Source organism: Priestia endophytica DSM 13796, from assembly GCF_900115845.1.
GTDB lineage: Bacteria > Bacillota > Bacilli > Bacillales > Bacillaceae_H > Bacillus_I > Bacillus_I endophytica.
Genome location: NZ_FOXX01000012.1, coordinates 17,759 through 43,359, shown reverse-complemented (window position 1 = coordinate 43,359; position 25,601 = coordinate 17,759). Strand labels below are relative to the sequence as shown.

The window sequence follows — 25,601 nt, the reverse complement described above, 5'->3', positions numbered from 1 at the left end:
AAACCAGCATTGGTTTCGTAAGTTGAAGGGAAGATCAACATGAAACCACAAACAAGTAATCGCTGGCTGATTGTTCTGGGAACCATTATTGTTCAAATGGGATTGGGAACTATTTATACATGGAGCTTATTTAACCAACCATTGGTTGATCGCTTTGGCTGGCAATTGAACTCGGTAGCCATTACTTTTTCAATTACAAGCTTTGCTTTAGCTTTTTCAACCCTGTTTGCCGGCAAACTCCAGGATCGCTGGGGGATTCGCCGCTTAATAGCAACTGCAGGCATTGTCTTGGGTGCAGGTTTAATCATTAGCTCACAAGTCTCATCATTATGGATGCTTTACATCTTGGCAGGTGTTGTAGTAGGATTTGCCGATGGTACTGCTTATATCACATCATTGTCAAACCTTATTAAGTGGTTTCCGGAGAGAAAAGGGCTTATTTCTGGAATTTCTGTTGGTGCTTATGGCACAGGCAGTTTGCTATTTAAATACATTAATGGGTCACTAATTCAAAACGTTGGCGTATCTTATACATTTTTATACTGGGGCATAATCGTGATGATTATGGTTATAGGCGGTTCATTCTTAGTTCGCGAGGCACAGGTAACAAGCCAGTCCCAGTCTGTTAATGGGGTACAGGCTAAAGACTACACAGTTAAAGAAATGCTTAAAACAAAAGAAGCTTACTTATTGTTTATTATGTTTTTCACTGCATGTATGAGTGGTTTATATCTAATCGGAGTTGTAAAAGATATCGGTGTAAGTTTAGCTGGTTTGGATGTGGCAACAGCAGCCAATGCTGTAGCATTGGTAGCGATCTTCAATACAATTGGCCGTATTATCCTTGGAGCATTATCAGATAAAGTTGGCCGTTTAAAAGTAGTAGCAGGCGCTTTGTTGGTGACTGCAGTAGCTGTATCTGCTTTAAGTTTTCTAGAACTAAATTATGGATTGTTCTTTGCGTGTGTTGCAGGAATTGCTTTCTGTTTTGGTGGAAATATAACCATCTTCCCCGCAATTGTTGCCGATTTCTTTGGCTTAAAAAACCAAAGTAAAAACTATGGGATCATTTATCAAGGGTTTGGGATTGGTGCATTGTCCGGATCATTTATTGCCGCAGCGCTTGGTAGCTTTGTTTCTACCTTCACGTTTATTGCAGTGTTGAGTATAATCTCAGTAGTCATTGCGCTGTTTATAAAGGCACCTGGTCAAGGAGATGTTTTGAAAAAAGAAAAAACTCACGCCGCATAAAAGGCTACAAAGATTGGTTAATCCCTGTAAAATGTCCTTCATAGTTCACTCTATTAGAATGATAATGTGCTAAAAGGTACCTCTAAAATAGAGGTACCTTTTTATTCACAAAACCCTCATTTACTTATGGTACGGTTCTCCTCGATTAATTCGAAATCCGCGATAAATCTGTTCCACTAAAATCAATCTCATCAACTGATGTGGAAAAGTCATTTTTGAAAATGACAATGTATCATTAGCTCTTTTCATCACATCACTGCTTAATCCTAGTGATCCACCAATAACAAAAGCAATTTTACTTTTTCCATATGTAGCAAGCTTATCTAAATCATCTGCAAGCTGTTCAGATGATTTCATTTTCCCTTCAATGGCAAGAGCAATGACATGTGTATCTTGTGGAATTTTAGCAAGGATGCGCTCTCCTTCTTTTCCTTTCACTTGCTCCATTTCAACTTCACTAAGGTTTTCAGGTGCTTTCTCATCTGGAAGTTCAACTACTTCTACCTTTGCATAAGCTGATAAGCGTTTTAAGTATTCATTAATACCTTGTTTTAAGTATTTTTCTTTTAATTTCCCAACTGTAATAATCGAGATATTCACAGGTTATCTCCTCTCTGTAAATAGTTTACAAACAAGTTATACACAGAAATTATCCACATATCCACAAAGAGTGGCATATATGGTATAGGATCACTCGTTCCCCACTATATATGTAGCATTATTTTCGCAATATTCACAAGTTATACACAGTTCTTCATCTAGCTCTTTCATAATTGGTGCTTCTTCTGTTTCATCAACAACAATATCAAGCGCCAGCTCAACGTGCTCAAGGCAGCAATTCACTTTCATATTTTCTTCTCCTTTCCGTTTTCTTCTTTCTGTGGACAAAATAATAAACAGAAAATTCTGGAGTTATCCACAAGTTATTAACGTAAAAACAGGAGAAAGATTTTCTCCTGTTTTACTTTGGTTCTTCCACAAGTTTTAACGTTTCGTTTTTCTTTTTTCCATTGCGATAAAACGTAATGTCTAATGTATCATTGACTCCTTTTTGATACAAGTATTTCCGGAGGTCAATGATGTTTCGTACGCGTTTTCCTTCCATTTCAACAATCACATCATATTCTTTCATTCCAGCTTTAGCTGCTGGTGAAAGACGAGAAACACGGAGAACTGCTACTCCCTCAACAATTCCTTTTGGCAACTTTAGCGTTTCTTGTAGATGATAACCTGAAATTTGCGATAGTGAAAGAGTACTTATGCCAATATACGGTCTGTGGACTTCTCCATCTTTTTCAAGATCTTCAATAAACGGTCGTGCTGTATTAATCGGGATTGATAACCCAATTCCTTCAACAGCATCTTCAGCAATTTTCATAGAGTTGATACCAATAACTTTTCCTGCCACATTAATGAGAGCTCCACCGCTATTTCCAGGGTTAATTGCTGCATCTGTTTGAATAACCTCTGCTTGCCAGTCTGGGTTTCCGTCATTGTTTAAGTCTTGAGGAATTAATCGGTTTGTACCTGAGATAATTCCTTGTGTGACAGACCCTGCAAACTGAAGACCGAGAGGATTACCAATTGCAATTGCAGGTTCTCCTGCTTTAATACGGTCTGAGTCTCCAAATTCAGCGAGTGTTTTAATATTCTTACCATCAATCTCAATGACCGCTAAATCTGTTAAATCATCTCCACCGCGTACTTTTCCAGCAATACGTGATCCATCTTTTAAACTTACTTCAATCTCATTTGCACCTTCAATAACATGATAATTGGTGACAAGATATGCTTTATTTCCACTCTTTTTATAAAGAACTCCTGAACCTGTTCCAGCTTCAGATGATTCACTCTCATCTTCCCAGAAACCGCTCTTTTGGATATTCACAACCCCAACAACAGCATCAGATACTTTATCAACAGCTTTAGTAATGTCTGTTGTCACATCAATCGAAACAGATCGCTCTTCTGCAATATTGTTTCCCTCTTCATTACTGCTCTCTGTGCGGCTTGATAAAATGCCATTTCTCTCTAAGGCAGGAAGAGCAAGCAGGATAAGAATAGCACCAATAATTGCACCAATAAGACCTGTAAAAAATATAGTTCTCTTTCTTCCTTTCCGTTCATCATAAAGCCCCACTTCAAACATTCATCCTTTCTCACATTAGACATATGCTTTTATAGTATGGATGTTTGAAGTTTTTCTATCCTTCATTTGGAGGGATTTACGTGTGTGAAAGGTCAATAAGAGGCGTTGGCTTTTTGGGATCAGTATCATGGATATTGAACTGAACACCAACTCCGTGGTCTTTTTCTTTTAATGTTTGCTCGGCTGTCATTCTAGCAAGTTCTTTCATATTGTTATCTTGGCTTAAATGTGCTAAGTAAATATATTTTGTATGATCTCCAATCACTTCTGACAAAGCAATAGCTGCATCTTCATTTGATACATGACCAAGGTCGCTCAAAATACGTCTCTTAATATTCCACGGATAATGTCCCATGCGAAGCATCTCAACATCATGATTGCTCTCAAAAATAAAGGCATCGCTATTTCTAACAATGCCTTTCATTCTATCGCTAACATATCCGGTATCTGTTAAAAGAGTGAGCTTTTTTCCTTCACTATGAAACGTGTAAAACATTGGCTCTGCGGCATCATGAGAAACCCCAAATGATTCCACTTCAATTCCTCCAAAGCTTTTTACATCTCCAATTTCAAATGAAAACTTTTGCTCTGTTGGAACTGTCCCAATTAAAGGCTCCATTGCCTTCCACGTTTTTTCATTTGCATAAAGAGGCAGTTTATATTTTCTTGCGAGCACACCAAGACCTTTAATATGGTCACTATGCTCATGGGTCACTAAAATGCCTGATAAGTTCTCAATTGATTGATCAACCTCTTTAAAAAGTTGTTCCATCTTTTTGCCACTAAGTCCTGCGTCAACTAGTAGTGATTCTTTTCCATTGCCAACAAAAAGAGCATTTCCTGTACTCCCACTTGCTAGCACACTAAATTGTAAACTCACCGTTCTCACTCCGTTTTTTTAACCATTACGTCTTTCTCTAATCAAGTGCTGTAACATAGTACACTTCAATCTCACCTTTATCCTTATCCACAGTCACTCGCCATGTTGGGGCTAAGATTTGTGAATCAGTTGCAGGTGGGAAATACGCGTAATAACCTAAATCCATGCTAACTTTACTACCTTGATTAACTTTATTACTATCATACAGTTCAGTAACAGCATTCACTGGAGTTTTCACAGTCTCAGCTTCTGTTCTCTGTTCAAACTGCTCTAGCATCCTTTGTTTGTAAGATACCATTTCATTCTTTTCATTAAGTTGAATGGTAATAAAGGTTTTAGTGTTATCATAAACAGGCTTTTGGCTATACAACTGGGCAAACGTAATTTGTCCACCTTCTTTATCAACCTGTACTAGCTTATACTGATCGCCATTTATCATGTTCTTTTTTACGAAGTCTTCTAATTTGTTCTTTTCGTCAGAGGTAGGTAAAGAGGTTGGCTTTGTGAACTCTCCATGAATTTCTTTTCCATCTTCCTGAACCTCAATCTTTTGGTCTTTCAAACTACTCGTTTCTTTCTCCGTAAATGTGTGAACATAGGCTTTAATATACCCTGCCTTCTGATTGCTGCTTGGAGACTCTTTAAACGTAATATTAGCTTCTTGTAATAATTCTTCACCTGTTCGTTCTGAAATCATCTCAAGCTGGTTAGCTTCCCTTTTAACCATAAATTGGCGAGCAAGAAAAAGGTCCAGGATAAAGAAGATAACGATAAAAATCGTTTTCGTCTTATTCCAATCCATCCTTATCTCCTCCTTGCTCTGCTTTATCTACAATTTTGTACCATATTCCATCATACTTATAAAACCAATATGGCTTGAGCGTAATTACATTTGTAAAGTCTTTCTCTGTTTGCAGCTCATAGCCTACTATAATATTTTTTAATTTGCTGTCATCAAAGTTTTCTTTTCCTTCAATTTCTTTTATAACGGCCTTACCAGATGGTAATTTAATTTTCTTCCCATACTCATCTGAAAGTTTTCCTAATTGAAATGTTGGACGTTTATATTCGGAGATATTTTGTCCTGAAGATTTTAACGTAACCTTCGACAAATCATCATCATTAAAAACAGGGTAATAATCTTCATGAAGCTGGAACGTTACGCTCTGATATGAAGCATCACTATTCCATTCTGTTAAATAATATGGATCTGTCCAACCTGCATGAGCATTCACAAAGTCAAATGATCTTTTTATCGCTCCCTCTTTATCTGTAGCAACACTTTGGTCACTTTGGGTTGCATCTTCGTAGTTTGTGTATGCCATCAATGGTTTTGTCTTGGACAATTCCAACATTCGTTTTGAATCATTATAAACGGTTTGACCTGAGAGCTCATTTTCTTCAACGATTTTCATATTATCAAACAATGCATTGCGAAACTTATCGGATGAAATCATTTCTTGTTTATAACTTTTTTGTTGAAGTGGTGTTGGTTGCTCTGGTAAGAAAAGAACTGATTTATCTTCTCTTTTAAATGCTATATAATCCTGTCCATTGCTTTGTATGTCTTTATAATGTTTCTCCCATGCAGCTTCATTAAACCCTTTTATATTTGCCTCGTAAATCTCTTCTGTTTCGTAATTAACAAAATAGATACGAACAGACTGTGAGACATTATCCGCTTGACCTGGCTTAAGAATGATTCGATCAAATGTCCCAGAGGGCATTGTCCCTTTTACTTCATACATACTTTGGAAAGTTGATAATGACATCTCTGTTGGATAGAGGATTTCCATTGTCTGATTTCCATGTACAAAATCATAGAAATCTTCTGGACGCTCAAAAGAAGTATTCGAAATACGCACTACATCAGAAATAGACCACTTCTTCATCTCATTCGTCCATGTATCCATATCTTTATTGAGAAGTCCTTTATGAGTGGAAGCAAAATGAGCTAAAATTAAGGATGGCTGAATATGATCTTCTAACATCTTAGTTTTGCCGATTTTCACATCATCTACATAAGATGGATTGTTTTCCATCTTATCGTATGTAGGTGTGTAGGTCCACAATGTCCACGTTAATATAAGGCTAATCAAAATTAAACATGACAGTACTACGGTTTTGATATTTTCATATCTCATATCCATTCATCCTCGTCTTGTTCTACTTGTAAAGGAAGCGTAAAGTGAATGGTTGTTCCTTTTCCTTCTTTACTTTCAGCCCAAATTTCACCTTTATGAGCTTCAATCATTTCCCGGGCAATGGCTAAGCCAAGACCTGTTCCCCCAAGTTGTCTTGTTCTCGCTTTATCTACTCGATAAAAGCGTTCAAAGATTTTTTTCACTTTTTCACGAGGAATTCCCATCCCTTCATCCTTCACACTAACAAGAATGAAAAACTCTTGAGGCTGAACAGAGAACGTCACTTTTCCGCCTTCAGGGGAATATTTAATTGCATTTGAAATAATATTATCTAATACTTGTGTAATCTTATCTTGATCAAATTGAATTGAGATTGGTCCTTCTGGAAGTTTGCGAACAAACTCGATATTTTGACTTTTGCTCATATCAAAGCGATCAATAATATGGTTGTAAAAATCAATAAAGTCCACTTGTGATTTTGTTAAATGATAATCTCTACTGTCCATTCTTGATAGCTGAAGCAAATCATTAACAAGTCGAATCATTCGCTCTGTTTCTGTTTGCGTAACGTCTAGAAAGCGCGGTGCAATCTCTTTATCTTGCCATGCTCCTTCTGCAAGAGCTTCTAAATAGCTGCGCATCGTTGTCAGCGGTGTGCGTAGCTCATGTGAAACGTTCGCAACAAATTCACGACGTTCACGATCAATTTTCTCTTGCTCTGTAATATCATGAAGTACAACGATAATACCATTAATAAACCCTGTTTCCTTCTGAATAGGAGATACAGTAGCTCTTAGAATATATGGCTCATCATATTTATCAAATTCTAGAATAAGTGAATTTTGCTCTTCCAATAACGTATCGAACGTGTATTCTTTTTCAATGTTTAACAGCCTCAAAATAGATTCTGAAAGAACAGTTTCACGTGAAACATCTAGCATTTGTCCAGCAGGCTCGTTAATTAAAATAACGCGACCTTTTCGGTCTGTTGCAATGACTCCATCTGTCATATTCGTAAGCACAGAGGCAAGCTTTCGACGCTCCCCTTCTGTTGTCGCCTGCGCTTCCTGGAGTTTTCTCGTTAAATTGTTAAATGTAATGGCAAGCTGCCCAATTTCATCATAGCCATATACTTTTACTTTACGAGAGAAATTTCCTTTCGCCATTTCAAGTGCTTGGCGACGCATGTCAGACATTGGCCGTGTAATGGTACGAGCTAAAAGAATTCCTAAAATAGCTGTGAGTAAAAGAGAAAGAAGCGTTCCTTTTGCAAAAATAGCGTTCACTTGTTTCATTTGCTCGTAAAGAGATTCCATTGAAGCTTCAAGATAGATAGCTCCAATTGTACCTTCACTAGAATTGACTGGAACAGCTACAACTCTCATTCTCTCGCCTTTTTTATTCACCATCATATTATTATAAGTACCGCCTGATAACGCTTTGTTCACAGGATCCGTAATAGATTTCTTACCAACAGTACTTTTAGCATCATAGTTTGAAACGGCAAGAACTTGATGATTTTTATCAACAACGCTAATCTCACTAATATCCTCAGATTTAAAATCATTCAGAAGTTTAGCAATCTCCTCTTCTAAAGTTGGATCACCTTCACTCCTTTTCTCTGCCATTTCTTTTTCCACACTATAAGCTAAAACATCTACTCGCTCATTAATGGAATTTCTAAAGTTTGTAATATTGTTCTCTTCCTGCTTTTGAACAAAATAGGCTCCAATAATTTGGGTAGCGATTAAAATAAGTAAAATATAAATTAACACAAACTTAAAATGAATTGATTGAAAAAATCTAACCTTTTTCATTTCTACTACTCCTGCTCTGGATTACGGAGATAGTACCCCACACCTCTTCGTGTTACAATCCAAGTTGGATGACTTGGGTTGTCTTCAATTTTTTCACGTAAACGGCGAACTGTTACGTCAACAGTACGTACGTCTCCAAAATAGTCATAACCCCATACTGTTTGCAATAAATGTTCCCGTGTCATAACTTGTCCAATATGTTTAGCTAAGTAATGTAAGAGCTCAAACTCCCGATGAGTTAGTTCAATAAGCTCTCCACGTTTAGATACAATATACGCATCAGGGTGGATCACTAAAGAGCCAATCTGAATTTCATTTTGTTGTCCTGCTTCAGAAGCTACTGCTTGATGACGACGCAGATTTGCTTTTACCCGAGCAATTAATTCCCTTGTGCTAAATGGTTTTGTGACATAGTCATCTGCTCCTAGCTCAAGTCCTAATACTTTATCGATTTCTGAATCTTTAGCTGTTAGCATAATAATAGGCATTTCATATTTTTTGCGAATTTCTCGGCAGACTTCCATCCCATCTTTTTGAGGAAGCATAATATCTAATAAAACAAGCTCTGGCTGCACTTCTTCTACTTTTTCTAATGCTTCTACTCCATCGTAAGCGCAGTGAACTTCATATCCTTCTTTTTGTAGGTTAAATTTTAAAATATCCGCAATTGGTTTCTCGTCATCAACGACTAGAATACGTTTATCCATTTTATCCGGCTCCTTTAATTGCATAAAATCATACGAATACATCGTACCTTTATTATACTGCATACACACTTTAACATTCTAATATAGTTTGGTCTATATTGCTCATTTCCACTACAGGAAAGCCTCTAGACAGAGCTAGAGGCTTTTATTTTTCTATATTTATCTCTATTGTATATATCATGAAGAGTCAATATTGGATGCTTTTAACACCTTTTTCCTTCTAAAAAAAGAAATTTAGTTGCTTAAAATATAAAAAAGGCATTTTTTCCAACTTTATTAATGTATCATACCTTAAAAAAGATATCACTGATAAAGGAAAATTTGTAATTCATTTGTATTACTTTTGTCATATGTGAAAAGTCTTTTTTCCATACAAAAAACACGACAATATTTGTCGTGTTTTAGAAGTGGCTCAGGACGGAATCGAACCGCCGACACATGGATTTTCAGTCCATTGCTCTACCAACTGAGCTACTGAGCCATGGCGGTCCCGACGGGAATCGAACCCGCGATCTCCTGCGTGACAGGCAGGCATGTTAACCGCTACACCACGGGACCAAACCGTGTTAAAGTATGTATTATAAAGATGACCCGTACGGGATTCGAACCCGTGTTACCGCCGTGAAAGGGCGGTGTCTTAACCGCTTGACCAACGGGCCACATTGATTAATATCTTAGCGACATTGATTATATTATCATCACTTTAAACATAAAGCAATAGTATTTTAGAAATTTATTCACTTTTTTTGAAAAAATTTTTAAAAAAAGAAAAAAAGCCTGCAATTTGCAGGCTTTTCCCTTTATCTTGGACCATATACGCTGCGAATAACGTTTGTTTGTGTACGATCAGGACCGACTGAAAAGACTGATAGCGGAATTCCTGTAAGTTGTGACACACGTTCAATATAATGACGAGCATTTTCAGGGAGCTCACTTAAAGATTTCACACCCGTGATATCTTCAGTCCAGCCAGGCATTTCTTCATAAACAGGTTCACATTCTGCTAATGCTTTTAAGCTTGCTGGGAATTCTTCGATAACTTCCCCTTTATAGCGATATGCAACACAGATTTTCACTGTTTCAAGGCCTGTTAACACATCAATAGAGTTAAGAGATAGGTCTGTAATGCCGCTAACACGACGAGCATGACGAACAACAACGCTATCAAACCAACCAACGCGGCGTGGACGACCTGTTGTTGTACCATATTCACGTCCAACTTCACGAATTTGTTGACCAATTTCATTATCTAACTCTGTTGGGAAAGGACCGTCACCAACACGTGTTGTATAAGCTTTTGCTACTCCAACAACGTGCTTGATTTTACTTGGACCAACACCAGAACCAATTGTTACGCCACCTGCTACAGGATTTGAAGATGTAACAAATGGATATGTTCCTTGGTCAATGTCTAGCATAACGCCTTGTGCTCCTTCAAATAGAACACGACGACCTTCATCAAGAGAATCATTTAAAACAACAGATGTATCACAAACATATTTTGCAAACTGCTGACCATATTCATAATACTCATCTAGAATATCTTCAATCTTGAAGCCTTCTACTTCGTACATTCTTTCAAGAAGACGGTTTTTCTCTTTTAGATTCTGTTTTAATTTTTCTTCGAATGATTCACGATCTAAAAGATCTGCAATTCGGATTCCAACTCGGGCAGCTTTGTCCATGTATGCTGGACCGATCCCTTTTTTCGTTGTTCCGATCTTGTTTGCTCCTTTACGCTCTTCTTCTACTTCATCTAATTTGATGTGATATGGAAGAATAACGTGCGCACGGTTACTAATACGTAAATTGTCTGTTGTTACATTACGATCGTGTAAATACTTAAGTTCTGTGATAAGTGCTTTTGGATCTACAACCATTCCATTGCCAATAACACAAATCTTATCACTATAAAAAATTCCTGAAGGAATTAAATGTAGTTTATATGTTTCACCATTGAATTTAATTGTATGCCCTGCATTATTTCCACCTTGATAACGAGCAATTACCTCAGCATTTTCTGAAAGGAAGTCAGTAATTTTACCTTTTCCTTCGTCTCCCCACTGTGTACCAACAACTACTACAGAAGACATATGATCGCACCTCCGCCTTTACAATTAGAAGTCTATTTCCTTATTGAACGTTCTAAGTGTACCAATTTAAGATTTGCAAGTCAACAAAACACGAACAATTAATATTTCTTTTTCAAATATGTTCGCCTAAAAAGCGTTTTCTTTATTCTACAAAAGTAAAAAACCTCTTCATCAATTATGAAGAGGTTTCTACGAAGCTGGCGGAGGTGCACTTGCATCATCAAAACGCCGCTCAAGGTTTACGAATTTATTATATTCTTTTACGAAAGCAAGCTGAACAGTTCCAACAGGACCATTACGCTGCTTTGCGATAATAATCTCAATAATGTTTTGATTTTCTGTTTCTTTATCATAATAATCATCACGATATAAGAAAGCCACAATATCAGCATCCTGCTCAATACTTCCCGATTCACGAATATCAGACATCATTGGACGCTTATCTTGTCTTTGTTCAACTCCACGAGAAAGCTGTGAGAGCGCAATTACAGGGACTTCTAACTCACGTGCTAACCCTTTTAAGGCACGTGAAATTTCGGAAACTTCCTGCTGGCGGTTTTCACCTTTATGTCGTCCACTACCTTGGATAAGCTGTAAATAGTCAATTAAAATCATTCCAAGGCCATTCTCTTGTTTTAAACGTCGACATTTTGCTCTAATATCTCCTACACGTATCCCAGGAGTATCATCAATATAAATCCCTGCATTTGAAAGAGAACCCATTGCCATCGTCAATTTGCTCCAGTCCTCTTGAGTGAGATCCCCAGTTCTCATATTTTGAGCATCAATGTTTCCTTCTGCACATAGCATACGCATAACGAGCTGCTGAGCACCCATCTCAAGACTGAAAATAGCCACATTCTCATCTGTTCGGGTAGCTACGTTTTGTGCAATATTTAAGGCAAAAGCAGTTTTCCCTACAGAAGGACGAGCGGCAACGATAATGAGATCATTTCGCTGAAATCCTGCGGTCATTCGGTCTAGCTCAGTAAAACCTGTCGGGATACCTGTAATATCTCCCTTTCGATTTTGAAGCTCTTCAATATTGTCATATGTTTCAACTAAAACATCACCAATGCTTTGAAAAGCTCCTGTATTTTTACGCTGAGCTACTTCTAAGATACTTTTTTCAGCATCATGTAAAAGCGCCTCAACATCATCCTCTCTTGTATAACTATCAGAGGCAATTGTTGTTGAAGTACGAATAAGACGACGCAAAATGGATTTTTCTTCTACTATTTTGGCATAGTATTCAATATTTGCTGCTGTTGGTACTGATTCCGCTACATCACTTAAGTAGGATACGCCTCCTACTTCTTCAAGCGTCTTTTGATCAGCAAGCTCAGACGTTACAGTGACAAGGTCAACAGGTTCCCCTTGATCTGCTAGTGTAAGCATGCAGTTGAAAATGCGCTGATGTGCAGCTCTATAAAAATCTTCTGGAATCAAAATCTCAGAAGCCATTGTTAATGCAGATGGCTCTAAAAAGATTGCCCCAAGCACTGCTTGTTCTGCTTCAATATTCTGGGGCGGAATACGATCTGCAAACATATCACTCATAGTTATTTGCCCCTTCATTTCCATTATTTTTATTCTCTATGAATGATAATAGACAGCCTTCATGCTGTCTATTATCTTCATCTTTATAGTTGTCATTAAGCTTCTGTAACATGTACTTTTACCGTTGCTGTCACTTCAGGGTGAAGCTTAACAGGAACGTTTGTATAGCCTAAAGCACGAATAGCATCATCAAGTTCAATTTTGCGCTTGTCTACTTTGATATTATGCTTTTTCTTTAATTCCTCAGCAATCTGTTTACTTGTAACAGATCCAAATAAACGGCCACCTTCCCCAGATTTAGCTGTTAGCTCAACTGTTAAAGCCTCAAGTGTCTTTTTAAGGTCTTGGCTTTCTTTTAGCTCCTCTGCTTCAAGCTCTTTTTGTTTTTTCTTTTGAGCATCCATTTGTTTAACGTTGCTATTTGTTGCTTCAACAGCTAAACCTTGTTTTAATAGAAAGTTATGTGCATAGCCATCAGCTACGTTTTTTGTTTCTCCTTTTTTACCTTTACCTTTTACATCTTTTAAAAAGATTACTTTCATGATTGTGTTCCTCCTTCCAAGTACTCATCAATGACTTCTTTTAATCTATTTTCAGCTTCATCGATATTGATATTTTGCAACTGTGTAGCGGCATTTGTCAAATGCCCGCCTCCTTGTAGACTTTCCATAATGACTTGAACGTTCACATTTCCTAATGAACGAGCACTAATTCCAACTTGGTCATCTTCACGCTTAGCAATAACAAAAGAGGCGACAACACCGTCAATTGAAAGTAATGTATCTGCTGCTTGAGCAATAAGAACCGGACTAAAAGCAACGTTCTCTGGGGCTTTTGAGATAGCAATCCCTGCTTTATATATACAAGCTTTTTCGATAATTTTTGCCCGCCTAATATAGTGATCCATATCTTCCTTTAAAAACTTCTGCACAAGTACAGTATCTGCACCTTGTGAACGTAAGAAAGAGGCTGCATCAAATGTTCGAGATCCTGTGCGAAGCGTAAAGCTTTTCGTATCTACAATAATCCCTGCAAGCAATGCTGTAGCTTCAAGCATATTAATACTAAAACGCTTTGGTTGATATTCTAACAGCTCTGTTACAAGTTCAGCTGTTGAAGAAGCATATGGTTCCATATATACAAGAAGCGGGTTTTTAACGAAGTCTTCTCCTCTTCGATGGTGGTCGATAACGACAACGCTATCTATTTTATTAAGCAAACGTTCTTCGATAACAAGAGATGGCTTGTGGGTATCTACCACAACAAGGAGCGATTGATCCTGAGCCATATTAAGAGCCTCTTCTGGTGAAACAAAATGCGGCCACAAATTCTCGTCTTTTTTAATCTCGCTTAATAGTTTTTGTACACTAGAGTCTGTTCTTTCTTGATCAAGCACAATATAGCCTTTTTTATTGTTCACAGCTGCTACCTTTAGGATTCCAATAGCAGCTCCAATGGCATCCATATCTGGATACTTGTGCCCCATAATAATCACATTTTCACTCTCTGTGATAAGCTCTTTTAACGCATGGGAGATAACACGTGCTCTTACTCGAGTTCGCTTCTCCATAGGGTTTGTTTTCCCACCGTAGAATTTTACTTTTCCACTTGGAAGCTTAATTGCTACTTGGTCACCACCACGCCCTAACGCTAAGTCAAGGCTCGACTGAGCAAGTGTTCCTAACTCCGGCAATGATGAAGAGCCAATCCCAAGTCCAATACTTAAAGTTAAAGAAATGTTTTGCTTAGAAGTTTCTTCCCTTACATGGTCTAGAATAGAGAATTTGTCTCGTTCTAATTGAGAGAGAATACGTTCATTCAAAATGGCAGCAAAGCGCTCAGAAGAGGTTCTCTTGATAAGAATGCCTTGTTCATTTGCCCACCGATTAATGATTGATGTTACCTGATTATTTAAATTACTTTTCACTTGATCATCCATACTTTGAGTCAAGTCATCATAGTTATCAAGAAAAATGATGCCAAAAACTGTTTTTTCTTCTTCATATAACTTCTCAATCGTAGCCTGTTCTGTTACATCAAAGAAATAAACTAAACGTTCATCTCTTTTAATGATAACTTTATACCGGCGATCATAAACAGTAACAACTTCAGATTCTACTTCTTGTTTAATCAGCGGCACAATGCTGTCTGCTACATCATAAAGCGATCTCCCTACTAACGTTTCTTCAGCAAAACATGAAGCTAGAAAAGAATTAGTCCACTCAATTTGATAATCATCATTGAAAAGCATAATCCCAATAGGCATTTCCATTAAAGCTTCTGTTCCTACTTTCTTCACACGATGCGAAAGTGTGGAAATGTAGGCTTCTAACTCTGTCATGATCATTCGTTCCATTTTTATATAGAGATACAACATGCCAAGAAGAACAGCAAATCCCGCAGCCCCTACATACCAATTTTCATACGTAATGATTGCTGTTATAATCAAAGCAAAACTATATAAAAGGTAAAAAGGAAGACGAATGATATGCTTTTTTTGAAAGATAGGCATACATTTCAACTCCCTATTTAAACTACTTATTTATTCTATTATACACGCAAAAATGCCTTCCTGTTTGAAAGAATATGCTCTATTCTGGGTTAAGATTTAGAATTGTTCTTTCTGAGGTTAAATCCTAAATCTATAATTCCAACAATACGTAATACTGTTCCAGCAGGTGGAATAACTAAAGCAATCATCGTAATAACAACAGGGATTGCTTTTGATCTTCCTTTGCTATGAAAGTAATAGAAAAGAAACGATATACCTTGAAGAAACATAAGCCACTGAAGTACCATAAGTAAGTTAATCACTGCTATATACCCAAAGGATCCTTCATCAAGCGGGATAAGGGAGCATACTAAAGTGATAAGATAATACCAAAGAAGAGACTTAGGCAAACGTAAATCACGTAATGGTGGAAATGAAACTGGTTTATGTCCTAAGCGTTTCAACACGGGTACTGAGAAAAGCTGAGTAACAAAGGCTAATATTAAACCAGCCCCAACAAGTAATGTTGGGATAAGATATGTCATCACCCGCATGTTCTCTCGAATGAGTTCAATCTCTTCTTCTACAGGGGCTTGCCCAACCGATTTCATAATCTCTTCTGACCTCTGTATTGAATCATTTACAGATTGTTGAAAAACCCCTTGTAAATCAACATTAAGGAAAACGCTAGCTACTACAACCTGTAAAAGCAATGTTAAAGCAAAGGAGACGGTTCCTCCTAAGAGAACCACATATGCTAATTTCGTTTTCGAAAAAAGATGTCCCATTACAACCCCACTAATCCCGAACATAAATGCAAAAGGTAATAATACATATGTACCAAGAAGCAGTGTTATAGGAATAGCTATAATTACCATGAAAATCCCGTTTTTAAGTCCATGACGTACTGTATATATGATAAAAGGGATAGAAAGGGTAAAAGCAGCCAAAACACCAAGAGCTGGAACGTAAATTGTAATGAGAAGCAGAACAATAAAAATCGCTAAGTTCATTGCTCCTTCAGTTAATGTACGTGCTTTATTCACAACTTCACCTCACTTTTTAAACTACACTATCTTATATTTTATCTAGATGAGACACCCGACGCAAACTTTTACATCAAATCGTCTTTATGTCAAAAAGTGTTCACAATATGTTTATACGATAAAAAAAGAGACAGTAAGTTACACTTACTGTCTCTTTTTAAACAACTTACTTCTCGTCTGCTACATATGGAAGAAGTGCCATTTGACGTGAACGCTTGATAGCTCTTGTAAGCTTACGTTGATATTTTGCACTAGTTCCTGTTACACGACGAGGTAGGATCTTACCACGTTCAGAAACGAACTTTTTAAGAAGATCTACATCTTTATAGTCGATATGAGTGATTCCGTTTGCTGTGAAGAAACACACTTTACGACGTTTACCGCGACCTTTACGTCCTCCTGCTGCCATGTCAAGTCCTCCCTTCTATTTGAGATTATTAAAACTCGATCTATTGTGTGATGAATTAGAATGGCAGATCATCATCTGAAATGTCAATCGTATCTCCGTTGCTTGAGAACGGATCATCATCTACACGTGTATATCCTTGATTGTTGCGGTTCTGATCTTGTCCAAATGGAGAACCTTGATTTGGAGAGCTTTGGAAATTGTTATTAGAATTTCCGCCACCGCTTCCGCTCTTCGGCTCAAGAAATTGAACGTTGTCTCCTACCACTTCAGTGACATAGACACGACGGCCTTCTTGATTGTCATAGCTACGGGTTTGAATTCGGCCATCAACACCGGCTAAACTTCCTTTCTTCAAGAAGTTTGCTACGTTCTCAGCTTGACGACGCCAAACGACGCAATTAATGAAGTCAGCTTCACGGTCGCCTTGCTGATTTGTAAATGTGCGATTAACTGCCAAACTAAAAGTTGCTACAGCGACTCCATTTGGCGTATAGCGTAATTCAGGGTCTTTCGTTAAACGGCCAACAAGAATAACGCGATTGATCATGAGAACCACCTCTTACAGAATTTCGTTCAATAATTAAGCTTCTTCTCTTACAACAATGTGACGAATGATGTCTTCGCTATATTTAGCAAGACGGTCGAATTCGTTAACTGCTTGAGTTTCACCTTGTACTTTTAAAAGCATATAGTATCCATCACGGAAGTCGTTGATTTCGTAAGCTAGACGACGCTTACCCCATTCTTTCGCTTCTGTAACTTCAGCACCATTGCTTGTGATAACACCGTTGAAACGCTCAACTAGTGCCTTTTTACCTTCATCATCAATGTTTGGACGAATGATGTACATAACTTCGTACTTTTTCATTATAGTCACCTCCTCTTGGTCTAAACGGCCCTATTTGAAAATAGAGCAAGGAGCAATAGTCATTACTCACATCTAAAAATTATAGCATAGGAAACTATCCGTTGCAATGACTGATAAAATAAATTTTAAACATAGCTTTTGAGTTTCTTTAATAAGTTGATTATCTTCTTTTTATTATCATAACAAAGAAACGTATGTTCGTCCATTTGTATAAAGAAAAAAACCGAGAGATTCTCGGTTTTTTATACGTTGAAGCGGAAGTGAATAACATCGCCATCTTGAACAATGTACTCTTTTCCTTCTAAACGCACTTTTCCAGCTTCACGAGCTGCACCCATTGTTTTAGCTTCAAGAAGATCCTCATACGCTACTGTTTCAGCACGGATAAAGCCACGCTCAAAGTCTGTATGGATGATTCCAGCACACTCAGGAGCTTTCATACCATTACGGAATGTCCATGCACGCACTTCTTGTTCACCTGCTGTAAAGTATGTTGCTAGTCCAAGTAACTCATATGTTGCACGAATAAGCTGGTCTAATCCAGACTCTTTAATGCCTAGTTCTTCAAGGAACATTTCTTTTTCTTCTCCTTCAAGTTCAGCAATTTCAGACTCGATTTTCGCACAAACAACAATTACGCCTGCGCCTTCTTTTTCAGCATAGTCTTGAACAAGTCTTAAATATTCATTTTCAGAAGCATCTGCAACTTCATCTTCTCCTACGTTTGCTACATAAAGAGTGGGTTTAATTGTAAGAAGATGAAGACCTTTTACAATACGTGCTTGTTCTTCAGTAAAGCTAACAGCACGCGCTGGCTTTTCTGCTTCAAATGCTTCTTTTAACTTTTCAAGAATCTCATATTCAAATACTGCTTCTTTATCTTTTTGTTTCGCCATTTTACCAACGCGACCAATGCGTTTCTCAACTGTTTCTAAATCTGCTAAGATAAGCTCTAAGTTGATTGTCTCAATATCTGCAATTGGATCGACTTTGCCTGATACGTGTGTGATGTTATCATCTGCAAAGCAACGAACAACTTGACAGATAGCATCTACTTCACGGATATGTGATAGAAACTTGTTTCCAAGTCCTTCGCCTTTACTTGCACCTTTTACAATCCCTGCAATATCTGTGAATTCAAATGCTGTCGGAACTGTCTTTTTTGGTTTTACAAGTTCTGTTAATTTTTGTAATCGCTCATCAGGTACCTCAACAATTCCTACGTTCGGATCAATTGTACAGAACGGATAGTTTGCTGATTCTGCTCCTGCTTGTGTGATGGCATTAAATAATGTTGATTTCCCTACGTTTGGAAGACCAACAATTCCTGCTGTTAAAGCCACTTCAACCACTCCTCTTCATTTTGAACAATCTATTGTCTAACACGTCTCATGCCCGTGTTCACTATTACTTCAACCTTTCACAATTATAGAGATTTCTGAAAAAGAATACAACCTTTCTTTCCTAGAGCTTCTCTATGTTTACAACACAATCGTAAAGAGAACTTCCTAATCCATTATCAGAAAGAGCACTAGATGTAAGTACGTTGACGGTTTCTCCCATCGTTCTCCATCTTCCTTCATCAATATTAACTGTTCTAGGATGGGCTTCTTTTAAAATTTTCACTTCTCCCTCTAGCACACCTCGATCATTGTACACACGTATACGATCTCCGTTTTTCAGTTCTCTTTCAAGAGCAATATCGGGTGATATATCAATTGTTGCCTTGTCCATTCCTTTTAAGACATGATAGTGCTGAGAGTGATTAGATCTTAAAGGATGAATAGATAAAAGTGTATAAGGATGTCTTGAGCTCTCTTTCCCCTTTTCTTTTTTCACTTCACCAGGTAATGATGCTGAGAGAAGGCCGCTATATCCTGCTTCACTAGCTTTAAGAGACGTAAATTCATACTTTCCGCTTGGTGTCTTAAAACGCCGATCTTCCCAAGGCACAGCTTTAATTGGTAACAATATGTGATGCTTTTCTTTTAGTTTTTCAAGGGTTATGCCCTTTTCAGTCAAAGAAGAAAGACCCATTTCTAAAAATTCATCAACCGTATAATTAAAGAGATCGAAAAACCCTAACCGTTTCGAAAGTTCTGTCCAAATCCATAAATCGGACTTTGCTTGTCCTGGAGGCTCTACTACTTTTTCACTATAGTTCATATATCCATGATACATAGAAGAAAAATAGATATCTGTTTCTTCAAAAACCGTTGTAACAGGCAGTATATAATCAGCAAGAAGCGCTGTATCTGTCATAAATTGTTCAAATACAATCATGGTTTCTACATTAGAGAAAGCTTTATGCACGCTATTTGTGTCCGGAACTTGAGTAAGCGGATTTCCACAAGTAACAATTACCGTTTTGATTGGAGGTTCATCTGCCTCCATCATTTCCTTTGCTTGCGTCATCATGGAAAACTTACGGTTTGTTTCTTTTAAATCTTGTCTTGAAAGCTCTTTTATATTGAAACTCTCTCCAACTTGCGTATTACCGAAATGGGAACCTCCGCCGTTGATTCCTACGTTCCCACTCAGAGCAACAAGAGCATCAATGAGACGAATCGTATTTCCTCCATTTTGATAACGTTGCATACCGAGTCCAAGATAAGTTGAAGTTGGACCACTTTCATAAAGAGAGGCAAGCAAAGAAATAATGTCTCTTGAAACTTCTGTTTTATCTAAAATCTCTTCCATTGTCAGAGAATCTAAAAGCTTACAAAGATCAGGAAAGCCATGCGTATATTTTTCTATAAACTCTTTATCATACACATCTTTTTCAAGGAGCTCTTTCATAATTGCAATTGCCAGTAATCCATCCATACCAGGCTTTACTGACACATAGTGATGAGCAAGTTTTGCTGTAGCATTATGAATAGGATCAATAACCGTAATTGTTGCTCCTTTTTTCTTTGCTTCTTGTAAATAACTAAAAAGATGCATATTTGTACGAGCTACGTTGCGTCCCCAAATCACAATATTTTTACTGTGTAAAATATCTTCCGGAGCATGACTGTGTGAAGCACCGAAGTCCCATACTTGTGCTTCAATACCACTTCCCCAGCAAATACTTCCGTAAAGCTCTGTAACCCCTCCAAATGCATTAAAAAAACGTTTGTCCAAATTTTTCAAAAGACCATTATTAGCATAGTCATGACTATGTAAAACAGCCTCTGAACCGTATCTTTCCTTTACATTTATTAAATTTTGGCTAATCTCTTCTAACGCTTTTTCCCATGAAATTTCCTCAAATGCACCGTTGATTTTTTTCAAAGGAACTGTAAGGCGCTTAGCTGAGTTTGTTCTCGTTTCTAATGCTCTTCCTCGTCCGCAAATTTTCCCTTTTGTAATCGGGTGAGTAGGGTCTCCGTCGACTTTTCTCACCTTTCCATCTTCAACTTCGATATGAAAGCCACAGCTATCCCAACAGTTCAATGGACAAGCTGATTGTCTGATTTCGCCCATGCTACCTCTCCTTCTTATGTCTAATGCTAAAAAAACAACCTCATCGCTTTAAAAAGGCGATGAGGTAAAATTATTCCTCGTGTTTCACAAGGATCTTTTTCAACTTTCGAGAGAATTCTCTTCTCGGAATCATGACACTATGTGAACATCCTTCACATTTAATTCGGATATCCATCCCCATGCGGATAATTTTCCAGCGATTTTCACCACAAGGATGTGGTTTTTTCATTTCGACAATATCATAGAGACCAAATTCTTTATCCACTACTATTCGCTCCTCTTTCTATTTTTTAAAGGGGCTTTGTGCTATTTGATGGATTGTACATCATCATTTGAGCAAATGGAACTTGAATGCCATTCGCATCTAGAACACCTTTAATGTCTTTGCGCATTTTTCTAGCAATTGGAACATGTTTCATTGGTTTCACTTCACAAGCAACCCTAATCATTACTTCTGTTGGTCCCAAACTTTGAACTCCTAAAAGTTCAGGTTCTTTTACCATATCTTCGTAACGAGCAGGAAGCTGTGGTAAAAGTTCTAGAATCACTTTCTCTGCTTTTTCGATATCTTCTTTATATGAAATATTCACATCAACTACAGCCATGCTATTATGGATAGAAAAGTTTGTCACATCTGTAATGTTTCCATTTGGAAAAATGTGAAGCTCTCCTGTCCAGCTTTTAATTTTTGTTGTCCGAATTCCAATTTCTTCAACAGTTCCTTCAAAGTTTGTAATTCGTACATAGTCTCCAACTGAGAACTGATCCTCAAAGATAATAAAGAAACCTGTAATAATATCACGTACTAAGTTTTGGGCTCCAAATCCAATAGCAAGTCCAACAACTCCTGCTCCTGCAAGAAGAGCTCGGACTTCTAAGGAAAGCGTCTCTAGAATCATAACAATTGCAACAAAGTACGTAAAATAAGTTAGCGTATTTTGGAGCAGACGACTAATGGTAGCTTCACGTCTTTCCGAAATTCGCAGTGGACTCTTCATCCTGACTTCAAAAGATTTGTTTAATAGAGCTTTTCCTACTCTAATAAAAAGAAGAGACAGAACGAGAATTAAAATAATTTTTAAACATTTTTCCCCAATTAAGATCCATAGATCTTCATTGGATAAATAAGCGATAAATTTATCTATTGCTTTCTCCGTTGCATTCACTTTTTATTCTTCCTTCCCTTATTCGTTCCGAAAGATAGAAAACTTCCTTTATATTTTAGCAACTTTTCATTCAGATTTGTACCGATTTATGATGGGATATGCTAAAATTCCTGCTAGTAAATAAAGGTTCAGAATCCCATAAATAGGGTAAAGAACAGCAATTAACGTTGAGAACCCTACCATTGTAAACGGAACCATGATAAGTAATAATAACACAGCAAGGATAGGAAGAGGTAATCCGACGGCTTCTTTAATTCGAGCTAAAAACCCAAGAATGCTAGAAACAGCTGTTGTATATATAGCCGATATTAATAGAATGGTCATTATGAATGACATTAAATAAGGAAAACTTTTCATAATTGCAAAAAGTGGAATTTCGTAATGACTCATTTCACTTTCCACAAACAATAAAGCACGGTTATAAATGAAAGAAAGAAATCCAATGATAAGGCCGCTCCCAATGCTTGCAATTTTAATTTCTTCTATACTTTTAATCTTTTTTCCAACAGCTGCTAGCACAGCTACAAGGGAAAGCACATTTAAAGATGTAAAAGTAAAAGCAGAGGGCCAATTCCGCTGAAGTTTTTCAAAGAGAGGCATTACTCCTTGGTCATGCCCAATAAAAATAAGCAGTGTTGCCAATAAACCTAAAATTAAAAGAGGAGTTAAAAGCGTATTTATCGTAATCATACCTTGTACACCTTTAAAAAAGATAATAACAATACATACACAAAATAAAATCATGCCTCCCCAATAGGAAAAACCAAATGCCTCTAGAGATGTACTTCCACCTGCGAGCATAACGACCGTTGTCGTAAAAAGATAGAGCATGATTAAAATATCATAAATAGAGGCCCACCTAGCACCAACTAGTTTCTCTAATAACGGCATAAAATGTTCTGTTTTTTGTTCATAACTCACTTTCATAATTGTATAGCAGCAAAGAGAAAAGATAATAGTGAATAAAACTATAGCTAGCCCGCTTTCCTTTCCAAAGAACTGCCATAGCTCTCGGCCAGAGGCATAGCCAGCACCAATGATTGTCCCCATAATTAAGAAAATCCACTGAAAACCTGATTTCCACATTCCCTTTCCCCCATTTCTTTCCCTTCATACGTATAGAAAGCTTGTTTTATTCGTATACTGTTACTACTATGTGTAAGGAGTGGACCCTATGAATCTAAAGCATTCTTTATTTGATAAATCAAAATCTCTATTCCGTGTTGCTCATGATGAAAGCTTAGCAAGTGAGAAACTTGCTGAACGGTTACTCACAGAGCTTGCTCCACTTTCACCTCACCGTTCAATTGTCTTTGTTTGTATTGGAACAGATCGTTCTACAGGCGACTCATTGGGTCCATTAATCGGTACTAAACTTCAAGAACAACCTTTCTCCCCTTTTCATGTATATGGCACATTAGCCAAGCCTATTCATGCCCTTAACCTTGATGAAATGCTAGAACATATTCAAAAGCTTCACGTGAAACCTTTTATTATTGGAATTGATGCTTGCCTAGGGAGAAGTAAAAATATTGGAACTGTAACTTTAGGGATTGGTCCTGTCAAACCAGGAGCAGGAGTGAATAAAAACCTCTCACCTGTTGGGGACATTCATATTGCAGGAATTGTAAACGTAAGTGGTTTGATGGAGTTCTTTGTTCTTCAGAATACAAGGCTTCACCTTGTAATGAGCATGGCTGATATGATTACAGAAGGGATAACACTTGCAGGAAAAGAAATGCAACGTATTCGCAAACCAACATTACTCAAAGTTCCCCCAACATTGAAGGAAACGTAAAGAACCGCTACACATCAACATGTGTAGCGGTTCTTTATTTCATTTGAAGCAAGTCTAAAAGACGGTTTAAATCATCAGGTGAGAAAAACTCAATCTCAATTTTCCCTTTTTTCTTATGTTGTGTAATATGAACAGATGTTCCAAATCGCTCTCTCAAGCGAGTTTCACTTTCTTTTAAGAAAAGATCTTTCTTTGGCTTCTGTGTATCTTCCTTCTGACTTTCTTCTTTATTTAATTTTGTAATATATTGTTCAAGATAGCGAACGTTCCACTTCTCTTCTACCACTTTTTGAGCTAACTTTACGAGAAGGGACTTGTCCTTTACTCCCAATAAAGCACGTCCATGTCCCATAGAAAGCTTTCCTTCTGTTAAATACCCTTGTACTTCTTGAGGCAAATTTAATAGTCTTAAATGGTTAGAAATATGCGGTCTGCTCTTACCTAAACGAGAAGCAAGCTGTTCTTGGGTCATTTCAAGCTGATTGATTAAAGTTTGGTAAGCAATACCTTCTTCAATTGGAGTTAAATCTTCACGTTGAAGATTTTCTAAGAGAGCAAGCTCCATCATTTGCTTCTCTGTTAACTCCCGAACAATAACAGGAACAACTTCAAGTCCTGCTTCTGTTGCTGCCCTGTATCTTCTCTCCCCAACTACAATCTCATATCCTTTAATACTTTTCCGTGCTACAATCGGCTGAAGAATACCATGCTGTTCAATTGATTCTTTTAATTCCTGAATCGCTTCTTCATGAAAGATTTTCCGAGGCTGATATGGATTTGGTCGAAGTTCACGTAACGGAATCTCTTGTACTGTTTCATCCGTTTTTTCGTCATAAGTAGAAAAAAGAGCGTTAATTCCTTTCCCCAATCCTTTTCCCATTGTAAATCACTTCCTTTGCAAGCTCCATATAAACTTCTGCTCCGCGAGATTTATGGTCATATAAAATAATAGGTGCACCATGACTAGGCGCTTCGCTTAAGCGAACATTTCTCGGAATAATCGTTTGATACACTTTATCTCTAAAGTACTTTTTAACTTCCTCTGTAACTTGCAGCCCTAAATTTGTACGCGCATCAAGCATTGTAAGTAGAACACCTTCAATTTTAAGAGCTTTATTCAGGTGTTTTTGTACAAGGCGCACTGTGTTCAATAACTGACTAAGACCTTCTAAAGCATAGTACTCACATTGGACAGGAATCAAAACAGAATCCGCGGCTGTTAATGCATTTATTGTTAACAACCCTAAAGAAGGCGGACAGTCAATCACAATATAATCATAGTGTTCTTTTACTGTATCAAGTGCTCGTTTTAGACGAACTTCCCTAGAAATAGTTGAAACAAGCTCAATTTCTGCACCTGCTAACTGAATTGTAGCAGGCAAGATGTGAAGATTTTCTACACCTGTTGGATAAACCACTTGTCTTGGTTCAACATCTTCTGTAAGTACATCATAAATGCACTGTTCTACATCTCCTTTTTCAATACCAACCCCACTTGTAGCATTTCCCTGCGGATCACTGTCTACGAGTAAAACTTGATGGTTTTGGGCCGCAAGACATGCCCCAAGATTAACAGCCGTAGTTGTTTTACCAACTCCACCCTTTTGGTTAGCAACCGCGATGATTTTCCCCATGCTGTCACCTACCCTTTATTTAACATTGGAATAATGAAACTCTTATTGATAGTTTATCACGAATTTTCTAAAATCTCTTTCGGAAAGGGAAAAACCTCATCAAAACTAGGGACGATGAGG

At 37.5% G+C, this 25,601-nt stretch carries 25 protein-coding genes and 3 tRNA genes; 2 read left to right on the top strand and 26 right to left on the bottom strand.

The window, feature by feature from the left end:
* Positions 1–39 precede the first annotated feature (39 nt).
* Positions 40–1,251 carry an L-lactate MFS transporter gene (locus tag BM012_RS19300; RefSeq protein ID WP_061804891.1) on the top strand — a complete coding sequence of 404 codons (1,212 nt, stop codon included), beginning with the start codon at positions 40–42 and terminating at the stop codon, positions 1,249–1,251.
* Between the two features lie 120 nt (positions 1,252–1,371).
* Here BM012_RS19300 and rlmH read toward each other — a convergent pair whose 3' ends face one another.
* From rlmH to BM012_RS19180, 24 genes are all read right to left on the bottom strand, one after another.
* On the bottom strand, positions 1,372–1,851 hold the full coding sequence (gene rlmH / locus BM012_RS19295) for a 23S rRNA (pseudouridine(1915)-N(3))-methyltransferase RlmH (protein ID WP_061804892.1): 480 nt from the start codon (positions 1,849–1,851) through the stop codon (positions 1,372–1,374).
* 90 nt (positions 1,852–1,941) lie between these two features.
* Positions 1,942–2,100 (bottom strand): CxxH/CxxC protein, encoded by a 159-nt coding sequence (locus BM012_RS19290; RefSeq protein WP_064505006.1) that lies wholly within the window; start codon positions 2,098–2,100, stop codon positions 1,942–1,944.
* 112 nt (positions 2,101–2,212) lie between these two features.
* Entirely contained in the window at positions 2,213–3,391 is a 1,179-nt protein-coding gene (locus tag BM012_RS19285; protein WP_407719647.1) for a S1C family serine protease, read from the bottom strand.
* An 85-nt stretch (positions 3,392–3,476) separates the two neighbouring features.
* Complete coding sequence (locus BM012_RS19280) at positions 3,477–4,280, bottom strand: MBL fold metallo-hydrolase (RefSeq protein ID WP_061804894.1); 804 nt, start codon at positions 4,278–4,280, stop codon at positions 3,477–3,479.
* 37 nt (positions 4,281–4,317) lie between these two features.
* On the bottom strand, positions 4,318–5,082 hold the full coding sequence (locus BM012_RS19275) for a two-component system regulatory protein YycI (RefSeq protein WP_061804895.1): 765 nt from the start codon (positions 5,080–5,082) through the stop codon (positions 4,318–4,320).
* On the bottom strand, positions 5,069–6,424 hold the full coding sequence (locus tag BM012_RS19270) for a YycH family regulatory protein (protein WP_061804896.1): 1,356 nt from the start codon (positions 6,422–6,424) through the stop codon (positions 5,069–5,071). Before BM012_RS19270 ends, BM012_RS19275 begins: the two co-directional genes overlap by 14 nt.
* Positions 6,421–8,241 (bottom strand): cell wall metabolism sensor histidine kinase WalK, encoded by a 1,821-nt coding sequence (gene walK / locus BM012_RS19265; protein ID WP_061804897.1) that lies wholly within the window; start codon positions 8,239–8,241, stop codon positions 6,421–6,423. The genes BM012_RS19270 and walK overlap by 4 nt, the downstream gene beginning before the upstream one ends.
* 5 nt (positions 8,242–8,246) lie before the next feature.
* A complete protein-coding gene (gene yycF / locus BM012_RS19260) occupies positions 8,247–8,948 on the bottom strand; it encodes a response regulator YycF (RefSeq protein ID WP_019394683.1) in 702 nt (233 codons plus the stop codon).
* 408 nt (positions 8,949–9,356) lie between these two features.
* A tRNA-Phe gene (locus BM012_RS19255) sits at positions 9,357–9,429 on the bottom strand.
* 1 nt (position 9,430) lies between these two features.
* Positions 9,431–9,506, bottom strand: a tRNA-Asp gene (locus tag BM012_RS19250).
* 29 nt (positions 9,507–9,535) lie between these two features.
* Positions 9,536–9,607: transfer RNA gene (locus BM012_RS19245), tRNA-Glu, on the bottom strand.
* 141 nt (positions 9,608–9,748) lie between these two features.
* On the bottom strand, positions 9,749–11,041 hold the full coding sequence (locus tag BM012_RS19240; RefSeq protein WP_061804898.1) for an adenylosuccinate synthase: 1,293 nt from the start codon (positions 11,039–11,041) through the stop codon (positions 9,749–9,751).
* A 189-nt stretch (positions 11,042–11,230) separates the two neighbouring features.
* Positions 11,231–12,601 (bottom strand): replicative DNA helicase, encoded by a 1,371-nt coding sequence (dnaB, locus tag BM012_RS19235; RefSeq protein WP_061804899.1) that lies wholly within the window; start codon positions 12,599–12,601, stop codon positions 11,231–11,233.
* Between the two features lie 95 nt (positions 12,602–12,696).
* Positions 12,697–13,143, bottom strand: a complete 447-nt coding sequence (gene rplI, locus BM012_RS19230; protein ID WP_061804900.1) for a 50S ribosomal protein L9 — start codon at positions 13,141–13,143, stop codon at positions 12,697–12,699.
* Complete coding sequence (locus BM012_RS19225) at positions 13,140–15,113, bottom strand: DHH family phosphoesterase (protein ID WP_061804901.1); 1,974 nt, start codon at positions 15,111–15,113, stop codon at positions 13,140–13,142. Before BM012_RS19225 ends, rplI begins: the two co-directional genes overlap by 4 nt.
* A gap of 89 nt (positions 15,114–15,202) precedes the next feature.
* Complete coding sequence (locus BM012_RS19220; RefSeq protein WP_061804902.1) at positions 15,203–16,138, bottom strand: YybS family protein; 936 nt, start codon at positions 16,136–16,138, stop codon at positions 15,203–15,205.
* Positions 16,139–16,304: 166 nt separating this feature from the next.
* The gene (gene rpsR / locus BM012_RS19215) at positions 16,305–16,547 is read right to left on the bottom strand and encodes a 30S ribosomal protein S18 (RefSeq protein ID WP_019394677.1); all 243 of its coding nucleotides are present in this window, start codon (positions 16,545–16,547) and stop codon (positions 16,305–16,307) included.
* Between the two features lie 55 nt (positions 16,548–16,602).
* Entirely contained in the window at positions 16,603–17,094 is a 492-nt protein-coding gene (gene ssb / locus BM012_RS19210; RefSeq protein ID WP_019394676.1) for a single-stranded DNA-binding protein, read from the bottom strand.
* Between the two features lie 33 nt (positions 17,095–17,127).
* Positions 17,128–17,415, bottom strand: a complete 288-nt coding sequence (gene rpsF, locus BM012_RS19205) for a 30S ribosomal protein S6 (RefSeq protein WP_019394675.1) — start codon at positions 17,413–17,415, stop codon at positions 17,128–17,130.
* A 242-nt stretch (positions 17,416–17,657) separates the two neighbouring features.
* Positions 17,658–18,758 (bottom strand): redox-regulated ATPase YchF, encoded by a 1,101-nt coding sequence (gene ychF / locus BM012_RS19200; RefSeq protein ID WP_061804903.1) that lies wholly within the window; start codon positions 18,756–18,758, stop codon positions 17,658–17,660.
* Between the two features lie 121 nt (positions 18,759–18,879).
* Positions 18,880–20,883: a molybdopterin-dependent oxidoreductase gene (locus BM012_RS19195; protein ID WP_061804904.1), complete on the bottom strand. Its 2,004-nt coding sequence runs from the start codon at positions 20,881–20,883 to the stop codon at positions 18,880–18,882.
* Positions 20,884–20,953: 70 nt separating this feature from the next.
* Positions 20,954–21,154, bottom strand: coding sequence for a DUF951 domain-containing protein (locus BM012_RS19190; RefSeq protein WP_074842876.1), 201 nt, complete (start codon positions 21,152–21,154; stop codon positions 20,954–20,956).
* A 19-nt stretch (positions 21,155–21,173) separates the two neighbouring features.
* The gene (locus BM012_RS19185; protein WP_061804906.1) at positions 21,174–22,049 is read right to left on the bottom strand and encodes a mechanosensitive ion channel family protein; all 876 of its coding nucleotides are present in this window, start codon (positions 22,047–22,049) and stop codon (positions 21,174–21,176) included.
* 66 nt (positions 22,050–22,115) lie between these two features.
* On the bottom strand, positions 22,116–23,135 hold the full coding sequence (locus tag BM012_RS19180) for a YkvI family membrane protein (protein WP_061804907.1): 1,020 nt from the start codon (positions 23,133–23,135) through the stop codon (positions 22,116–22,118).
* Positions 23,136–23,223: 88 nt separating this feature from the next.
* Here BM012_RS19180 and yyaC point away from each other — a divergent pair, with 88 nt between their 5' ends.
* Complete coding sequence (yyaC, locus tag BM012_RS19175) at positions 23,224–23,847, top strand: spore protease YyaC (RefSeq protein WP_061804908.1); 624 nt, start codon at positions 23,224–23,226, stop codon at positions 23,845–23,847.
* Positions 23,848–23,881: 34 nt separating this feature from the next.
* Here the strand turns inward: yyaC and BM012_RS19170 are convergent, their stop codons facing one another.
* Both BM012_RS19170 and BM012_RS19165 read right to left on the bottom strand, forming a co-directional pair.
* Positions 23,882–24,727 carry a ParB/RepB/Spo0J family partition protein gene (locus BM012_RS19170; protein WP_061804909.1) on the bottom strand — a complete coding sequence of 282 codons (846 nt, stop codon included), beginning with the start codon at positions 24,725–24,727 and terminating at the stop codon, positions 23,882–23,884.
* Positions 24,699–25,481 carry a ParA family protein gene (locus BM012_RS19165; protein ID WP_019394667.1) on the bottom strand — a complete coding sequence of 261 codons (783 nt, stop codon included), beginning with the start codon at positions 25,479–25,481 and terminating at the stop codon, positions 24,699–24,701. Before BM012_RS19165 ends, BM012_RS19170 begins: the two co-directional genes overlap by 29 nt.
* Positions 25,482–25,601 lie beyond the last annotated feature (120 nt).

Coding starts and splice junctions, on each gene's coding strand:
- BM012_RS19165 (WP_019394667.1), bottom strand. CDS start 25,481: ATGGGGAAAATCATCGCGGTTGCTAACCAAAAGGGTGGAGTTGGTAAA.
- rpsF (WP_019394675.1), bottom strand. CDS start 17,415: ATGAAAAAGTACGAAGTTATGTACATCATTCGTCCAAACATTGATGAT.
- BM012_RS19290 (WP_064505006.1), bottom strand. CDS start 2,100: ATGAAAGTGAATTGCTGCCTTGAGCACGTTGAGCTGGCGCTTGATATT.
- yycF (WP_019394683.1), bottom strand. CDS start 8,948: ATGGATAAACGTATTCTAGTCGTTGATGACGAGAAACCAATTGCGGAT.
- BM012_RS19300 (WP_061804891.1), top strand. CDS start 40: ATGAAACCACAAACAAGTAATCGCTGGCTGATTGTTCTGGGAACCATT.
- BM012_RS19170 (WP_061804909.1), bottom strand. CDS start 24,727: ATGGGAAAAGGATTGGGGAAAGGAATTAACGCTCTTTTTTCTACTTAT.
- BM012_RS19225 (WP_061804901.1), bottom strand. CDS start 15,113: ATGCCTATCTTTCAAAAAAAGCATATCATTCGTCTTCCTTTTTACCTT.
- walK (WP_061804897.1), bottom strand. CDS start 8,241: ATGAAAAAGGTTAGATTTTTTCAATCAATTCATTTTAAGTTTGTGTTA.
- yyaC (WP_061804908.1), top strand. CDS start 23,224: ATGAATCTAAAGCATTCTTTATTTGATAAATCAAAATCTCTATTCCGT.
- rpsR (WP_019394677.1), bottom strand. CDS start 16,547: ATGGCAGCAGGAGGACGTAAAGGTCGCGGTAAACGTCGTAAAGTGTGT.
- ssb (WP_019394676.1), bottom strand. CDS start 17,094: ATGATCAATCGCGTTATTCTTGTTGGCCGTTTAACGAAAGACCCTGAA.
- BM012_RS19275 (WP_061804895.1), bottom strand. CDS start 5,082: ATGGATTGGAATAAGACGAAAACGATTTTTATCGTTATCTTCTTTATC.
- BM012_RS19180 (WP_061804907.1), bottom strand. CDS start 23,135: ATGTGGAAATCAGGTTTTCAGTGGATTTTCTTAATTATGGGGACAATC.
- BM012_RS19195 (WP_061804904.1), bottom strand. CDS start 20,883: ATGGGCGAAATCAGACAATCAGCTTGTCCATTGAACTGTTGGGATAGC.
- rplI (WP_061804900.1), bottom strand. CDS start 13,143: ATGAAAGTAATCTTTTTAAAAGATGTAAAAGGTAAAGGTAAAAAAGGA.
- BM012_RS19240 (WP_061804898.1), bottom strand. CDS start 11,041: ATGTCTTCTGTAGTAGTTGTTGGTACACAGTGGGGAGACGAAGGAAAA.
- BM012_RS19270 (WP_061804896.1), bottom strand. CDS start 6,424: ATGAGATATGAAAATATCAAAACCGTAGTACTGTCATGTTTAATTTTG.
- dnaB (WP_061804899.1), bottom strand. CDS start 12,601: ATGAGTGATATGTTTGCAGATCGTATTCCGCCCCAGAATATTGAAGCA.